Raw genomic sequence first — 13,901 nt, 5'->3', positions numbered from 1 at the left:
ATTCTGCGATCTTTATCGTTCTGCTGTCAGCTAATAAGCTCTTTTTTAATCATCACCCAGACCCTGACGAGGTATTTATGACGCAACGTATCGCAATCATCACCGGTGGCAGCCGCGGGCTTGGTAAAAACGCGGCGCTGAAGCTCGCAGAGCGTGGAATTGGCATTTTGCTGACGTACCAGCGTCGGCGGGCAGATGCCGAGGCCGTTGTGCGTGAAATTGAACAAAAAGGCGTGAAAGCGGCAGCACTGGCGCTGAACGTCGCCGATAGCGCCTCCTTCCCGGCATTTGTTGCACAGGTGAAGGCGCAACTGCAACAGACCTGGCAGCGCGACAGTTTTGATTATTTAATCAACAACGCGGGGATCGGGATTTATGCGCCGTTTGGCGAGTTCAGCGAGGCGCAGTTTGACGATTTAGTGAACATTCACTTCAAGGGGCCGTTCTTTCTGACGCAGCAACTGCTGCCGCTCATTAACAACGGCGGACGCATCCTGAACGTCTCCAGCGGGCTGACGCGTTTTGCGCTGCCGGGCTATTCAGCGTATGCCTCAATGAAAGGCGCAATGGAAGTGCTGACGCGCTATCAGGCCAAAGAGCTTGGCAGCCGTAATATCGCGGTGAATATCATCGCGCCAGGCGCGATTGAGACGGACTTCGGCGGCGGACAGGTGCGTGATAACGACGAACTGAACCGTTTTATCGCCTCGCAGACAGCGCTGGGGCGCGTGGGGCTGCCGGATGATATCGGCGCGGCGATAGCGGCTATTATCGGCGACGAGCTGGGCTGGATGAACGCGCAGCGGATTGAGGTTTCCGGCGGGATGTTCCTGTAAAGCGCTGCCTTGCCCGGCGCAACCGGGCAAGGCGTTCTGGCAGGTTACTCTTTCTGGAAGTGCGTCACGCGAATGCGGTACGGCTGTTGTTTTTTATCAAGCGTACCGCTGATGCCCACCAGTTCATCCGGGCTGACCTCTTTGCCCTGAAAAACCGCATGCGGGATCATCACGTCGATATCACCGCCTTTATCGCGGAACTGATAGACGTCATCGCCTTTTTTCTTGATCAGATAGCCACGCAGCGTCACGGAGGCGCCATCGTGCATCTCTTTTGCCTGCTTCACGTCGATCGAGCGGGCATCGGTAATGCCGCGGTAGCCCTCTTTAAGCTGATGCGGCGGCGGCGGGGCTTCATCGTTCTTGAAGCCGCCTTTCTCTTCTGCCAGTGCAGGCAGGGCCAGTAACGCGGAAAGCGTGGCGATAATCACTGTTTTTTTCATACGTCTCCCTGTGTTGTTGCAGGTTTATGTTCTTTAAGCCTGGCACAAGGAAGCAAAAACGTCTTTCGGCGGAGTCGCATGTGGGGGCAGACGGCGGGTGCGCTGTGCTTACCCGCCCTACGGGCTGAAACCGGCGTATATGGTTTTGCGTCATGGCGGGTGCGCTACGCTTACCCGCCCTACGGGCTAAAACCGGCGTATCTATTTTTGCGTCATGGCGGGTGCGCTGCGCTTACCCGCCCTGCGGGTTAAAACCGGCGTATATATTTGTGCGTAGGGTGGGTAAGCGCCAGCGCACCCACCGTGCGTCAGAATTAACTCTCCGGTGAAGAGTCGCGTGCCAGCAGGCCAAACAGCCAGTCGTCATGCCAGCGTCCGCCGATAAAGTAACTTTCCCGCAGCGTGCCCTCCTGAAGAAATCCCGCTTTTTCCAGCGTCTTCTTCGAGGCGATATTGCCGCCGGTGACGGTCGCCACCAGACGCCGCAGACTACAGCCTTCAAAAGCGAGGCGGCAGATAGCGCGCAGCGATTCATAGCCGTAGCCCTGGCCCTGAAAGGCGCTCGCCAGCAGAAACCCGACTTCAGCAATCCCTTCACCGCGCATCACAAAGCCCGTCACGCCGACCGGCTGCCCGCTGTGCTTTTCGCTAATCAGTAAACAGAGCCAGCGGGTGCTTGCGGGCGTCCAGGGCGGCAGGCGCGACGCGAAATCCTGCATCCGTTGCGCGTCAGAGCGCGGGTCGGCCACGAAACGCATCACCGTGTCGTCACGTTGCAGGCTTAAAAAGAACGGCCAGTCGTCGGGCGTGAGGGGCCGGTAATCGAGGCGTGTGGAACTAAACGTCAACAACGCGTCGTTAAAGGGCGTGTCAGGGTGCATAGGGTTTCCATGTGGTAAGTACAGCAAACAGTGTTGCCTGAAAAACGCGCCGCTGTCATTCGCGCCGCCATTTACCTGCTAATTCAGGCAGGAAAAGGCGATTTTTCACGCAAAAACCGACGTGTCACTTTTTTTCCGGCTATTTTCAGCTATGTTGTCTCACTGCCCGTCAGCGCAGATAAAAAATTCAGAAATAACAAGATACTTAAGTGAAATTTCGCCCGCTCCGCCCACCTTTATGACGGGGCGTTGAGCGCAAAAGGATGCAACATGGCCCGCTCCACACAGCCTCTGGTAAGAGAAACATTTGAAACTGCGCTCACGGTGATCCGCCAGGCGTCGGTTGAAATCCTGGTTTTGCTTGGCGTTAACGTTGCGGAGGGCAAAGATCCGCAGTGGTTCTTACAACAGCTCGACCAGGCGCGTCTGAATCTTGGCAACTGGGCGACGGTCGCCCGCCGGCTGAACCTTAACGACGCCGATATGTCGCAGTTCACGTTGCAGCTGCGCCACTTGCAACAGCTGGTGCCGCAGTATGAGAGCGGCCAGGACGTGACGGAGAACCAGCTTCTCGCGGCGCTGCGTTTTGTGACGTGCCTTGAGAAAGTGCGTAACCAGCAGCCGAAACTGGGCTATTCCACTGAGATGAATGTCGATAAAACGGCGATGCAGCCCGACGCGCTGCGCCAGCTGCGCGCGCTCGATTTCACCCTGCGCGGCATGGTGCGCGAAGCCTGGCCGGACGAGCAGCAGCGCGTCAATCAGCTCAAACAATTGTGCGGCGGCGATAAAGTGCGCCGCTGGCTGAAGATGGGCGACAAGGGCGACATCCTGAGCGGCATGTTATTCAGCGAGCTGGCGATGCTGGTGGTCGATAAAAAGCTCTTCGCCCGCCACTACGACAAACTCTTCCAGGGCGCGACATCGCTGACGCTGTTTGTCGAGCCACGCAAAACGCTGCAAACCCTGCTGGATGATATCCGCGAAATCCGCAACGTCGCCGCGCTCGGCAAACCGCTTTCAGGCGCGCAGGAAGTGATGCTGGATAACTATTTCAATGCCATCAGCGCTCCGCTGCATAAAGCCTGTGGCGAAGGGCGCACGCGCGTGAACCCGGCGGCGCTGATGAAAGCCGATGACGCACAGCTGAAAGCGTTTATCGATCATGCCGCGAAGAAAAACAGCGTGGTCGGTGGGGATATTTTTGACGTTCGCGATGCCATCGAAAGCCCGAGCCGTCGTCAGGACGGCAAAAAGCAGGAGACGCGCCAGCTGGTGATGGGCGCGGTCTGGGGCGCAGTAGGCCTCGGCGCGATTGCGATGGTGGTCGGCGCGCTGTTTATCGCCAGCGATACGCTTAAACCGCCAGCGGCAGAGGAAGTGACCGCGCCTGTCGCGACCGCCATGGCCGCAGAGCCTGAGAACAACGACGACAGCCCGCGTCATAAGCTCAGCAAAATGGGCATCACGTGGGATGAAGAGAATCTGCGCGCGGCTATCGATCGCGATGACAAACTGGTTACGCGCCTCTTTCTCGAGGCCGGAATGAACTGGAAAGTGGCCTGGACCGAGCAGGCGCTCGCGAAAAATCATGAAGAGACGCTGGAAACGCTGCTGCGCTATCGCCTCCAGATGGATGAAAAAAAACCGTGCCGCCGGATGATCACGACATTAAGCCACGCGCTGTCGCAGGGCGAGAAAATGACGTCCATGCGTAAAGAGTATTTGCAGACGTTTTGCACCGTGCCCGCGGTCGTGGAGCGCCAGAAGCATGAGCTTGAGCAGGCGCAACTGCGCGCGCAGGCGAACCCGAATGATGAAACGAAGAAATGGGTGAAAATCCGCGAGACGATTTACCAGACGATCCGGTAATCTCGCGGCGGTAAAAGCGCGGCAGCAAAAAGGGGAAGCAGACGCTTCCCCTTGTTTTTAGGCGCGGCGATGGGCGCTTAGCGCATCGTCACAAACTCTTCCGCGGCGGTCGGGTGGATGGCGACGGTGTTGTCGAAGTCTTTTTTGGTCGCGCCCATTTTCAGCGCCACCGCAAAACCCTGCAGCATTTCGTCCATGCCGAAACCGATGCCGTGAATGCCGACGATTTTCTCCTCCGGCCCGACGCAGACCAGCTTCATGCGGCACGGCTGGCGGTGCGTGGTGACAGCGGTGTACATCGCGGTAAACGACGATTTGTAGATTTTCACGTTCGCATCGCCATACTGCTCGCGCGCCTGCGGCTCGGTAAGCCCGACGGTGCCGATAGGCGGATGGCTGAAGACCACGGTCGGAATATTGCTGTAATCCAGATGCTCATCCGGCTTGTTGTTAAACAGGCGCTCGGAGAGGCGACGGCCCGCGGCAACCGCGACCGGCGTCAGCTCGACCGCGCCGGTATTATCGCCGACCGCGTAGATGCCCGGCACGTTCGTGTTCTGGTATTTATCAACGACGATATAGCCTTTTTCGTTGGTTTTAACGCCCGTGGCCGCCAGGTTGAAATTATCGGTTTCCGGCTCGCGGCCAATCGCCCAGATCAGCGCGTCGACCGTTTCTGAACGGCCATCTTCCAGGTGCAGCGTCAGGCTGCCATCGCTGTTTTTCTCCACGGCTTTCGGCGTCGCATGCGTGTGAAGCTGCGGGCCTTCGGCCTGCATCACTTCCACCAGCGTTTCCGAAAGCATCGGATCGAACGTGCGCAGCGGCGCGTGTTTACGCACAAACAGGTGCGTCTTCGCGCCCAGCGCGTTGATAACACCCGCCAGCTCAACGGCGATATAGCCCGCGCCGACGACCGCCACGCGTTGCGGCATCGCCGACAGCGCGAAGAAACCGTCAGAATCGATACCGTATTCCGCGCCCGGAATGTCCGGGTGGCTCGGACGCCCGCCGGTCGCGATCAGGATGTGATCGGCGGTGATCCGCTCGCCGTTGACTTCAACGGTGTGCGCGTCCACAAAACGGGCGAAGCCCTGGATCACATCGACGTTATTTTTGCCCAGCACATTGTCATACGACGTATGAATGCGGTCGATATAGGCGGTACGGCTCGCCACCAGCTTCTGCCAGTCGAAATGGTTCACCGTGGTGTCAAAGCCGTAATCCGGGCCATAAAGGTGGATAGCCTCGGCGATTTGCGCGGCGTGCCACATGATTTTTTTCGGTACGCAGCCCACGTTGACGCAGGTGCCGCCCAGCGCTTTGGCTTCAATCAGGGCGCATTTCTGGCCGTACATGGCCGCACGGTTGACAGAAGCGATACCGCCACTGCCGCCGCCGATGGCGAGGTAGTCGTAGTGTCTGGTCATGGCTGTTACCTTTTAATGATTCGAATTAACGCGATTGTAGTCCTGACGAACAGGGGTTCCACCTATAGCTGCGATTACTCCGGCACGACCCATTTCAGCGTCGTGTGGCCGGTGCCCGCCGGCACCAGCGCCTTGTGCAGCCACGGCAACAGCGTCGCCATTTGCTGTTCCAGCTTCCACGGCGGATTGATAACAATCATGCCCGAGGCGGTCATCCCGCGCTGATCGCTGTCCGGGCGCACCGCCAGCTCGATTTGCAGAATGCGGCGAATGCCGGTGGCTTCCAGATCGTTCATCATACGCTTGATTTGGTTGCGCAAAACGACCGGATACCAGAGCGCGTAGACGCCGGTCGCAAAGCGTTTGTAGCCTTCGCTGATGCCCTGAACCACCGCCTGGTAGTCGGTTTTGATTTCGTACGGCGGGTCGATAAGGATCAGGCCGCGGCGCGAGGCGGGCGGCAGCTTCGATTTCAGCTGCTGATAGCCGTCGGCGCGCTCAACGCGGGCGCGTTCATCTTTCTGAAATTCGCCGCGCAGCAGCGGGAAATCGCTCGGGTGCAGCTCGGTCAGTTGCAGGCTGTCCTGCGGGCGCAGCAGCTGGCGCGCTATGAGCGGCGAGCCGGGGTAGTAGCGCAGCTGGCCGCTGCGGTTGAAGTGCGACACGGCGCTGATGTAAGGCGCAAGCTCGGCGGGCAGATCGTCCCGCTGCCAGATGCGTGCGATGCCTTCCAGATATTCTCCCGTGCGCTCGGCGTGTTCGCCGCTCAGCAGATAGCGCCCGGCGCCCGCGTGGGTATCCAGATACAGAAACGGTTTTTCCTTCTCTTTGAGCGATTCAATGATCAGGCTCTGGACGGTGTGTTTGAGGACATCGGCGTGGTTGCCGGCGTGGAAGCTGTGGCGGTAACTGAGCATGGAGGATGGGTTTCCAAAAGGCGTAAATGAACATCGATTTTGAACAGTATACCGGAAAGTGACCGCTTACGGGATGTGCTGTCGTGCCCCTTAAAGCCCAGCGCCAGCCATTGAAATTAACTACACTAAACCCCATGCTACAAGACATTGTCGCTGCAAGATGCGCTTAACAACACTAATCAGGACGCGCTTATGACCAATCCATTACTGACGCCTTTTGAACTGCCGCCGTTTTCCTCCATTAAACCCGAGCACGTGGTGCCTGCCGTTACGAAGGCGCTGGAAGATTGCCGTGCGCAGGTGGAGGCGATAGTCGGCCGCGGCGCGCCTTACAGCTGGGAATCGCTCTGTCAGCCGCTGGCGGAAACCGACGACCGACTGGGCCGTATTTTCTCGCCGATAAGCCACCTGAACTCCGTGAAAAACAGCCCGGAACTGCGTGAAGCGTATGAACAAACGCTGCCGCTGCTTTCTGAATACAGCACCTGGGTGGGCCAGCACGAAGGGCTTTACCAGGCCTATCGCGATTTACGCGACGGTGAGAACTACGCGAAGCTCGACACGGCCCAGAAGAAAGCGGTTGATAACGCCCTGCGCGATTTCGAGCTTTCCGGTATTGGCCTGCCGAAAGAGAAGCAAAAGCGCTACGGCGAAATCGCCGCGCGTCTCTCTGAGCTGGGCTCGCTCTACAGCAACAACGTGCTGGACGCGACCCAGGGCTGGACGAAGCTGATTACCGATGAATCTGAGCTTTCCGGGATGCCGGAAAGCGCGCAGGCGGCCGCGAAAGCGATGGCGGAAGCCAAAGAGCAGGAGGGCTTCCTGCTGACGCTGGATATCCCAAGCTACCTGCCGGTGATGACCTACTGCGACAACCAAGCGCTTCGCGAAGAGATGTATCGCGCCTACAGCACGCGCGCCTCTGACCAGGGGCCGAACGCGGGCAAATGGGACAACACGCCGGTGATGGAAGAGATCCTGGCGCTGCGTCACGAGCTGGCGCAACTGCTCGGCTTTGACAGCTACGCCGACAAATCGCTCGCCACCAAAATGGCGGAAAACCCGCAGCAGGTGCTGGATTTCTTAACCGATCTGGCCAAACGCGCCCGCCCGCAGGGTGAAAAAGAGCTTGCCCAGCTGCGCGCCTTCGCCAAAGAACACTTCAGCGTTGACGAGCTGCAACCGTGGGACATTGCGTACTACAGCGAAAAACAGAAACAGCATCTCTACAGCATCAGCGATGAGCAGCTGCGCCCGTATTTCCCGGAAAACAAAGCGGTTAACGGCCTGTTTGAAGTGGTAAAACGCATTTACGGCATCAGCGCCAAAGAGCGCAAAGATATCGACGTCTGGCACCCGGACGTGCGCTTCTTCGAGCTGTATGACGAGAGCGGCGAGCTGCGCGGCAGCTTCTACCTTGACCTCTACGCGCGTGAGAACAAGCGCGGCGGGGCGTGGATGGACGACTGCGTCGGCCAGATGCGCAAAGCGGACGGCTCGCTGCAAAAACCGGTCGCCTACCTCACCTGTAACTTTAACCGCCCGGTGAGCGGGAAACCGGCGCTGTTCACCCATGACGAAGTGATCACGCTGTTCCATGAATTTGGTCACGGTCTGCACCATATGCTGACCCGCATCGAAACCCCAGGGGTGGCGGGTATCAGCGGCGTACCGTGGGATGCCGTCGAGCTGCCGAGCCAGTTTATGGAAAACTGGTGCTGGGAGCCGGAGGCGCTGGCGTTTATCTCCGGCCATTATGAAACCGGCGAGCCGCTGCCGCAGGAGCTACTGGATAAAATGCTGGCCGCGAAAAACTACCAGGCGGCGATGTTTATCCTGCGCCAGCTGGAGTTCGGCCTGTTCGATTTCCGTCTGCATGCGCAGTTCAGCCCGGAGCAGGGCGCGAAAGTGCTGGAGACGCTCGCGGAGATTAAAAAACAGGTCGCCGTGGTGCCAGGCCCAAGCTGGGGCCGCTTCCCGCACGCGTTCAGCCATATCTTCGCGGGCGGCTACGCGGCGGGCTACTACAGCTACCTGTGGGCCGACGTGCTGGCGGCGGATGCCTATTCCCGTTTCGAAGAAGAGGGGATTTTCAACCGCGAAACTGGCCAGTCGTTCCTTGATAACATCCTGACGCGCGGCGGCTCCGAAGAACCGATGGAGCTGTTCAAACGCTTCCGCGGGCGCGAGCCGCAGCTCGACGCGATGCTGGAACACTATGGCATCCAGGGCTGACGACACGCGTGAACATTTGTCTTATTGATGAAACAGGCGCCGGAGACGGCGCCTTATCTGTTCTGGCGGCCCGCTGGGGATTGACGCACGATGCCGATAACCCGATGGCGCTGGTGATGACGTCCGCGCGTCTTGAACTGCGCAAGCGCGACGAGCCAAAGCTTGGCGGGATTTTTGTCGATTTCGTCGAGGGCGCGATGGCGCACCGGCGTAAATTCGGCGGCGGTCGCGGCGAGGCGGTGGCGAAAGCCGTTGGCATCAAGGGCAGTTATCTGCCGCAGGTGGTGGACGCCACGGCAGGGCTCGGGCGCGACGCGTTCGTGCTGGCGTCGGTGGGGTGTCACGTGCGGATGCTGGAGCGCAACCCGGTTGTCGCGGCGCTGCTGGACGACGGTCTCGCGCGCGGCTATCAGGATGCAGAAATCGGGCCGTGGCTGCGCGAGCGGTTACAGCTCATTCACGCCTCAAGCCTGACGGCGCTTGAGGCGATAACGCCGCGCCCGGATGTGGTCTATCTCGATCCGATGTTTCCGCACAAGCAGAAAAGCGCGCTGGTGAAAAAAGAGATGCGGGTGTTTCAATCGCTGGTGGGGCCGGATCTCGACGCCGACGGGCTGCTGGCACCGGCCCGCAGGCTCGCCATCAAGCGTGTGGTCGTCAAACGCCCGGACTACGCGCCGCCGCTTGGCGACGTTGCGACGCCAAACGCCGTAGTGACGAAAGGCCACCGGTTTGATATCTACACGGGCACGCCAGCCTGACAGCCCCTTGCTTCAGTGTGGCGCTGCCGGAAGGCAGCGCCTTTTGCATCGTAAAAACGCCTGTAGGGCGGGTAAGCGTTGCGCACCCGCCGTCGCCACTTACGCCTCTTCGTCGTCGCGCAGCGGGACGATCAGCATATCGATGTGAACCGTGTTGATAAGCTGGCGTGCGGAAGACATCAGCTTGCTCCAGAAATCCTGATGGTGACCGCATACCACCAGATCCACATCGTATTTCTTGATGGCGTCGACCAGCACCTGGCCCAGATCGCCGCTGCCGCTCAGGGTTTCGGTAATCGGATAGCCCGCGTTGGTGGAAAGCTCGGTCAGCGCGTGGTGCGTCTCTTCAGAGATGCGCTTCTGCATGTCGCCCAGGTTAACGTCAATTAACCCGGTGTAAAGATCGGAATAATTCACATCGACATGAATCAGAGAAATTTTCGCGTTGTAGGGACGCGCCATGGATACCGCTTTATCTACCAGTACCTTGCTCTCAGGGGACAGATCGACCGCGATAAGAATATGTTTATAAGCCATAGTGTTACTCCTTCCATAAGATGTCGATGACCAGTGGACTGGATGGCGCGTGGCTACCTGCGGCGTCATCCCCGTGCCCGCGTCCTGCGTACCACAATCGCGGGAACTCATTCCGGCGTAAAGACTTAGTGCTAAAGCTAATTTCACCTTATAGCGCCCTGGTACATCCGTCAATCCGCCGGGGTCGCATACATTGAAGCGGAAAATAGGTCAGCAAGCGTTGATAAGGATTAACGATGTGGTAAAAAAATTACCGGATCTCCTACACTATTAAAAAAGCCGTTCGGGTGAATAAATGTGAACCCGATCGACTTTCACGCACGCACGCTTCACAGAACAGTCTTTCAGGTATTGGAGAGCCATTGCTTTCCAGGCGAGTCGTCGGGGGGAAGGTATGATCAGCACCGTCGCGCTGTTTTGGGCCTTATTCTTGGTTTGCGTTATTAACATGGCGCGTTATTTCTCATCGTTACGCGCGCTGCTGGTGGTGCTCAGAGGATGCGATCCGTTGCTGTATCAGTATGTGGATGGCGGCGGGTTTTTTACCGCGCATGGTCAGCCCAGCAAGCAGATCCGACTTGTGTGGTATATCTACTGGCAACGTTATCTTGATCATCATGACGACGAATTTATTCGCCGCTGCGAACGCGTGCGCCGCCAGTTTATTCTGACCAGCGCTCTGTGCGGGCTGGTGATTATCAGCCTTATCGGGCTGATGATTTGGCATTAAAAAAGCGGGCCAGTTTCCTGACCCGCTTCTTAACGTTCACGCAAATTCGCTTACACGAAACGCAACGCAATCCAGTACAGCACGCCTGAGAGCATGATAGAGGCCGGCAGGGTGAAGACCCAGGCCATCAGAATGCTGGTGACGGTTTTGCGCTGCAGACCGCCGCCGTCGACGATCATGGTGCCCGCGACCGACGATGACAGCACGTGCGTCGTGGAAACCGGCATACCGGTGTAGCTCGCGATACCGATGGACACGGCCGCCGTCATCTGCGCCGACATGCCCTGTGCGTAGGTCATGCCTTTCTTACCGATTTTCTCACCGATGGTGGTCGCCACGCGGCGCCAGCCAATCATCGTACCAACGCCAAGCGCCAGCGCGACCGCCATGATTATCCATACCGGCGCGTACTCGATGGTGCTGAGCATATCGGCTTTCAGGTTTTTCAACAGACGCTGATCGTCCGCGCTGGTGTCTTTGAGCTTCGCCACTTTATCGGTGGTGTCAGAGATACACAGCATGATGCGGCGCAGGTGGCTGCGCTGCTCAACGGTCAGTTTGTCGTAGCTGTCGATGTTGTTAAGCATCCCTTTAGCGCGATCCAGCGCCACGATGGCGCGGCTGGCGTCGCAGTGGAACTCTTTCGGATTATCCGTCGGGTTCACCTGCTCCGGCGTTGGGATCACCGGGTCTATGCCCGCCACCTGACGCAGCGCCGCCGGGTGCTGCTGGAAGTACGTTTCGACGTTGCTGATAGCATCGCGGGTGCGGGTGATGTCATAGCCGGAGGCGTTCATATTCACCACAAAACCCGCCGGTGCCACGCCAATCAGCACCAGCATAATCAGGCCAATGCCTTTCTGACCGTCGTTCGCGCCGTGCGAGAAACTCACGCCGATAGCGGAGAGGATCAGCGCAATACGCGTCCAGAACGGCGGCTTTTTCTTGCCGTCTTTCTTTTCACGCTCGGCAGGCGTCAGATGGATACGGGCGCGTTTTTTGGTGCCGCTCCAGTAACGACGCAGCAAGAACACCAGCCCGCCCGCGAACACCAGGCCGACAATCGGCGACACAATCAGCGAGCCGAAAATGTTCAGTACTTTCGGGATATTCAGCGCATCCACAACGGACGTGCCGGTCATCAGGGCGTTGGTGAGACCAATCCCGATGATAGAGCCGATAAGCGTATGGGAGCTGGACGCCGGCAGACCGAGATACCAGGTGCCAAGGTTCCAGACAATCGCGGCCAGCAGCATGGAGAAAACCATCGCCAGGCCATGCGCGGAGCCCACATTCAGCAGCAAATCAGTCGGCAGCATATGCACAATCGCATAGGCTACGCTTAAGCCGCCAAGCAGAACACCGAGGAAGTTAAAGAGAGCCGCCATAGCCACCGCAAGCTGCGATCGCATAGCGCGTGTGTAGATAACCGTTGCGACTGCGTTTGCCGTATCATGGAAGCCGTTGATAGCTTCATAAAACAGTACAAATCCCAGAGCAAGCAATAGTAACAGGCCAGTGTGTAAATCCAGCCCGGCAAACAAATGTAGCATAGGACGTTACGCCATTTTGAGGACATGAACGCGGCGCATTATCTAAGACAACGGCGGCGTGGGCAAAGTGAAATATAGACTTTTTTTAATCGGTGTCACCGAAGTGTCAATTTAACTAAAGAGATTACCTTTTAAATTCAATTTATTAGAATTTGTAACAGGGTTTTGTCTGGTGCGACCAGAGAGGAAACTTTACAATTCGCGGCCTTAACGGCAATGAGGAAGGGTTGTGGAACAGTTTGATGCCATCATCGTAGGGGCGGGCGCGGCAGGATTATTCTGCGCGGCGCTGGCAGGGCAGGCGGGCCGCCGGGTATTAGTGCTGGATAACGGCAAAAAACCGGGGCGCAAAATCCTGATGTCCGGCGGCGGACGCTGCAACTTCACCAACCTTTATGTTGAGCCAGCCGCTTACCTCAGCGCCAATCCGCACTTCTGCAAATCGGCGCTGGCGCGCTACACCCAGTGGGATTTTATCGATCTGGTGGGCAAGCACGGCATTGCGTGGCATGAGAAAACCCTCGGCCAGCTCTTCTGCGATGACTCGGCGGAGCAGATCGTCACGATGCTGATGGCGGAGTGCGACAAAGGCGGCGTCACCGTGCGGCTGCGCAGCGAAGTGCTGGCGATCGCGCGCGACGACAGCGGTTATACCCTGACGCTTAATGGCGGCACCGTGACTACGCCGAAGCTGGTTATCGCCAGCGGCGGCCTGTCGATGCCGGGCCTCGGTGCCACGCCGTTTGGCTATAAAGTGGCGGAGCAGTTCGGCCTGAAAGTGCTGCCAACCCGCGCGGGTCTGGTGCCGTTCACGCTGCATAAGCCGCTGCTTGAGCAGATCCAGACGCTCTCCGGCGTCTCGGTGCCTGCTGTGGTCACCGCCGATAACGGCACGGTCTTTCGCGAAAGCATTCTCTTTACCCATCGCGGGCTCTCCGGCCCGGCGATCTTGCAAATCTCCAGCTACTGGCAGCCGGGTGAGTGGGTCACCGTTAACCTGCTGCCGGATACGGACGCTGCCGCGTTTATCGATGAACAGCGCGCCGCGCACCCGAATCAGAGCCTGAAAAACACGCTCGCCATGCTGCTGCCGAAGCGGCTGGTGGAGTGCCTGCAAAGCCTCGGGCAAATCCCGGACGTCACGCTGAAACAGCTCAACAGCCGCCAGCAGCAGGAATTGCTGGAGACGCTCCACGGCTGGCGCGTCCAGCCCAACGGCACCGAAGGCTACCGCACCGCGGAGGTGACGCTCGGCGGCGTTGATACCCACGAGCTTTCGTCGCGCACCATGGAAGCGCGCAACGTGCCAGGACTCTATTTTATCGGCGAAGTGGTGGATGTGACCGGCTGGCTTGGCGGTTATAACTTCCAGTGGGCGTGGAGCTCCGCCTGGGCCTGCGCCCAGGCGCTCGCTGATGTCCGAGGACAATAAAGTTGTACACAAAGCACTAAAGTTGTAACCATTCTCAAAAAACGACGCTAATGTTGTATACTTACTGAATGTGTGGTTATAGGGTTGGAGACTATAAAATGCACATATAGGTACGTATCAATGTCGTTTTTAGGGTACGATCATGGCTAGGGGTAGGCGTCTCAAATCCTATTTGGATTATGAAAATGCGCTAGGTGACGGCATAGGAGTGGGCTATGGCCAAAGTTATCAGCCCTGGCTTAGAGCTCAGGACGTTAAATCCCGTGGAAACCGT

At 58.1% G+C, this 13,901-nt stretch carries 13 protein-coding genes and 1 pseudogene; 8 read left to right on the top strand and 6 right to left on the bottom strand.

Translation table 11 applies throughout. The features are described 5' to 3' along the window. Positions 1 to 77 precede the first annotated feature (77 nt). Complete coding sequence (locus tag G6041_RS17670) at positions 78 to 836, top strand: SDR family NAD(P)-dependent oxidoreductase (protein WP_012126326.1); 759 nt, start codon at positions 78 to 80, stop codon at positions 834 to 836. A 44-nt stretch (positions 837 to 880) separates the two neighbouring features. Here the strand turns inward: G6041_RS17670 and G6041_RS17665 are convergent, their stop codons facing one another. Together G6041_RS17665 and G6041_RS17660 are read right to left on the bottom strand one after the other, a co-directional pair. Beyond that, positions 881 to 1,279: a YdeI family stress tolerance OB fold protein gene (locus G6041_RS17665; protein ID WP_007797247.1), complete on the bottom strand. Its 399-nt coding sequence runs from the start codon at positions 1,277 to 1,279 to the stop codon at positions 881 to 883. A 314-nt stretch (positions 1,280 to 1,593) separates the two neighbouring features. Then, positions 1,594 to 2,160, bottom strand: coding sequence for a GNAT family N-acetyltransferase (locus G6041_RS17660; RefSeq protein ID WP_012126327.1), 567 nt, complete (start codon positions 2,158 to 2,160; stop codon positions 1,594 to 1,596). Positions 2,161 to 2,190: 30 nt separating this feature from the next. Between G6041_RS17660 and G6041_RS17655 the strand changes: the two genes are divergently transcribed. Then, entirely contained in the window at positions 2,191 to 2,373 is a 183-nt protein-coding gene (locus G6041_RS17655) for a hypothetical protein (protein ID WP_012126328.1), read from the top strand. A gap of 57 nt (positions 2,374 to 2,430) precedes the next feature. Further along, positions 2,431 to 4,032: an STY4199 family HEPN domain-containing protein gene (locus G6041_RS17650; RefSeq protein ID WP_012126329.1), complete on the top strand. Its 1,602-nt coding sequence runs from the start codon at positions 2,431 to 2,433 to the stop codon at positions 4,030 to 4,032. A 77-nt stretch (positions 4,033 to 4,109) separates the two neighbouring features. Here G6041_RS17650 and gorA read toward each other — a convergent pair whose 3' ends face one another. Both gorA and G6041_RS17640 read right to left on the bottom strand, forming a co-directional pair. Further along, positions 4,110 to 5,462 carry a glutathione-disulfide reductase gene (gene gorA, locus G6041_RS17645; protein ID WP_007852840.1) on the bottom strand — a complete coding sequence of 451 codons (1,353 nt, stop codon included), beginning with the start codon at positions 5,460 to 5,462 and terminating at the stop codon, positions 4,110 to 4,112. Between the two features lie 74 nt (positions 5,463 to 5,536). After that, positions 5,537 to 6,379 (bottom strand): 23S rRNA (adenine(2030)-N(6))-methyltransferase RlmJ, encoded by an 843-nt coding sequence (locus G6041_RS17640; protein ID WP_004388308.1) that lies wholly within the window; start codon positions 6,377 to 6,379, stop codon positions 5,537 to 5,539. A gap of 192 nt (positions 6,380 to 6,571) precedes the next feature. On the opposite strand from G6041_RS17640, the gene prlC reads away from it, so the two are divergent. Then, positions 6,572 to 8,614, top strand: a complete 2,043-nt coding sequence (gene prlC, locus G6041_RS17635; protein WP_041460664.1) for an oligopeptidase A — start codon at positions 6,572 to 6,574, stop codon at positions 8,612 to 8,614. An 8-nt stretch (positions 8,615 to 8,622) separates the two neighbouring features. Continuing rightward, positions 8,623 to 9,375, top strand: coding sequence for a 16S rRNA (guanine(1516)-N(2))-methyltransferase RsmJ (gene rsmJ / locus G6041_RS17630; RefSeq protein WP_012126331.1), 753 nt, complete (start codon positions 8,623 to 8,625; stop codon positions 9,373 to 9,375). Positions 9,376 to 9,474: 99 nt separating this feature from the next. On the opposite strand, the gene uspA is transcribed toward rsmJ, so the two are convergent. Continuing rightward, the gene (uspA, locus tag G6041_RS17625; protein ID WP_004388310.1) at positions 9,475 to 9,912 is read right to left on the bottom strand and encodes a universal stress protein UspA; all 438 of its coding nucleotides are present in this window, start codon (positions 9,910 to 9,912) and stop codon (positions 9,475 to 9,477) included. Positions 9,913 to 10,306: 394 nt separating this feature from the next. Between uspA and uspB the strand changes: the two genes are divergently transcribed. Continuing rightward, positions 10,307 to 10,642: a universal stress protein UspB gene (gene uspB / locus G6041_RS17620; RefSeq protein WP_004388311.1), complete on the top strand. Its 336-nt coding sequence runs from the start codon at positions 10,307 to 10,309 to the stop codon at positions 10,640 to 10,642. 50 nt (positions 10,643 to 10,692) lie between these two features. On the opposite strand, the gene pitA is transcribed toward uspB, so the two are convergent. Next, complete coding sequence (gene pitA, locus G6041_RS17615; RefSeq protein ID WP_004388312.1) at positions 10,693 to 12,195, bottom strand: inorganic phosphate transporter PitA; 1,503 nt, start codon at positions 12,193 to 12,195, stop codon at positions 10,693 to 10,695. A gap of 229 nt (positions 12,196 to 12,424) precedes the next feature. On the opposite strand from pitA, the gene G6041_RS17610 reads away from it, so the two are divergent. Together G6041_RS17610 and G6041_RS17605 are read left to right on the top strand one after the other, a co-directional pair. Next, positions 12,425 to 13,627, top strand: a complete 1,203-nt coding sequence (locus G6041_RS17610) for an NAD(P)/FAD-dependent oxidoreductase (protein WP_012126332.1) — start codon at positions 12,425 to 12,427, stop codon at positions 13,625 to 13,627. Between the two features lie 142 nt (positions 13,628 to 13,769). Continuing rightward, positions 13,770 to 13,901 (top strand): annotated as a pseudogene (locus tag G6041_RS17605) (TnsA endonuclease N-terminal domain-containing protein); the annotation flags it as partial.

This window comes from Cronobacter sp. HA18003 (genome assembly GCF_011605905.1).
In the GTDB taxonomy this organism is placed as follows: domain Bacteria; phylum Pseudomonadota; class Gammaproteobacteria; order Enterobacterales; family Enterobacteriaceae; genus Cronobacter; species Cronobacter sakazakii.
The sequence above is the reverse complement of the archived record's forward strand: the minus strand, read 5'-3'. Positions and strand labels throughout refer to the sequence as shown.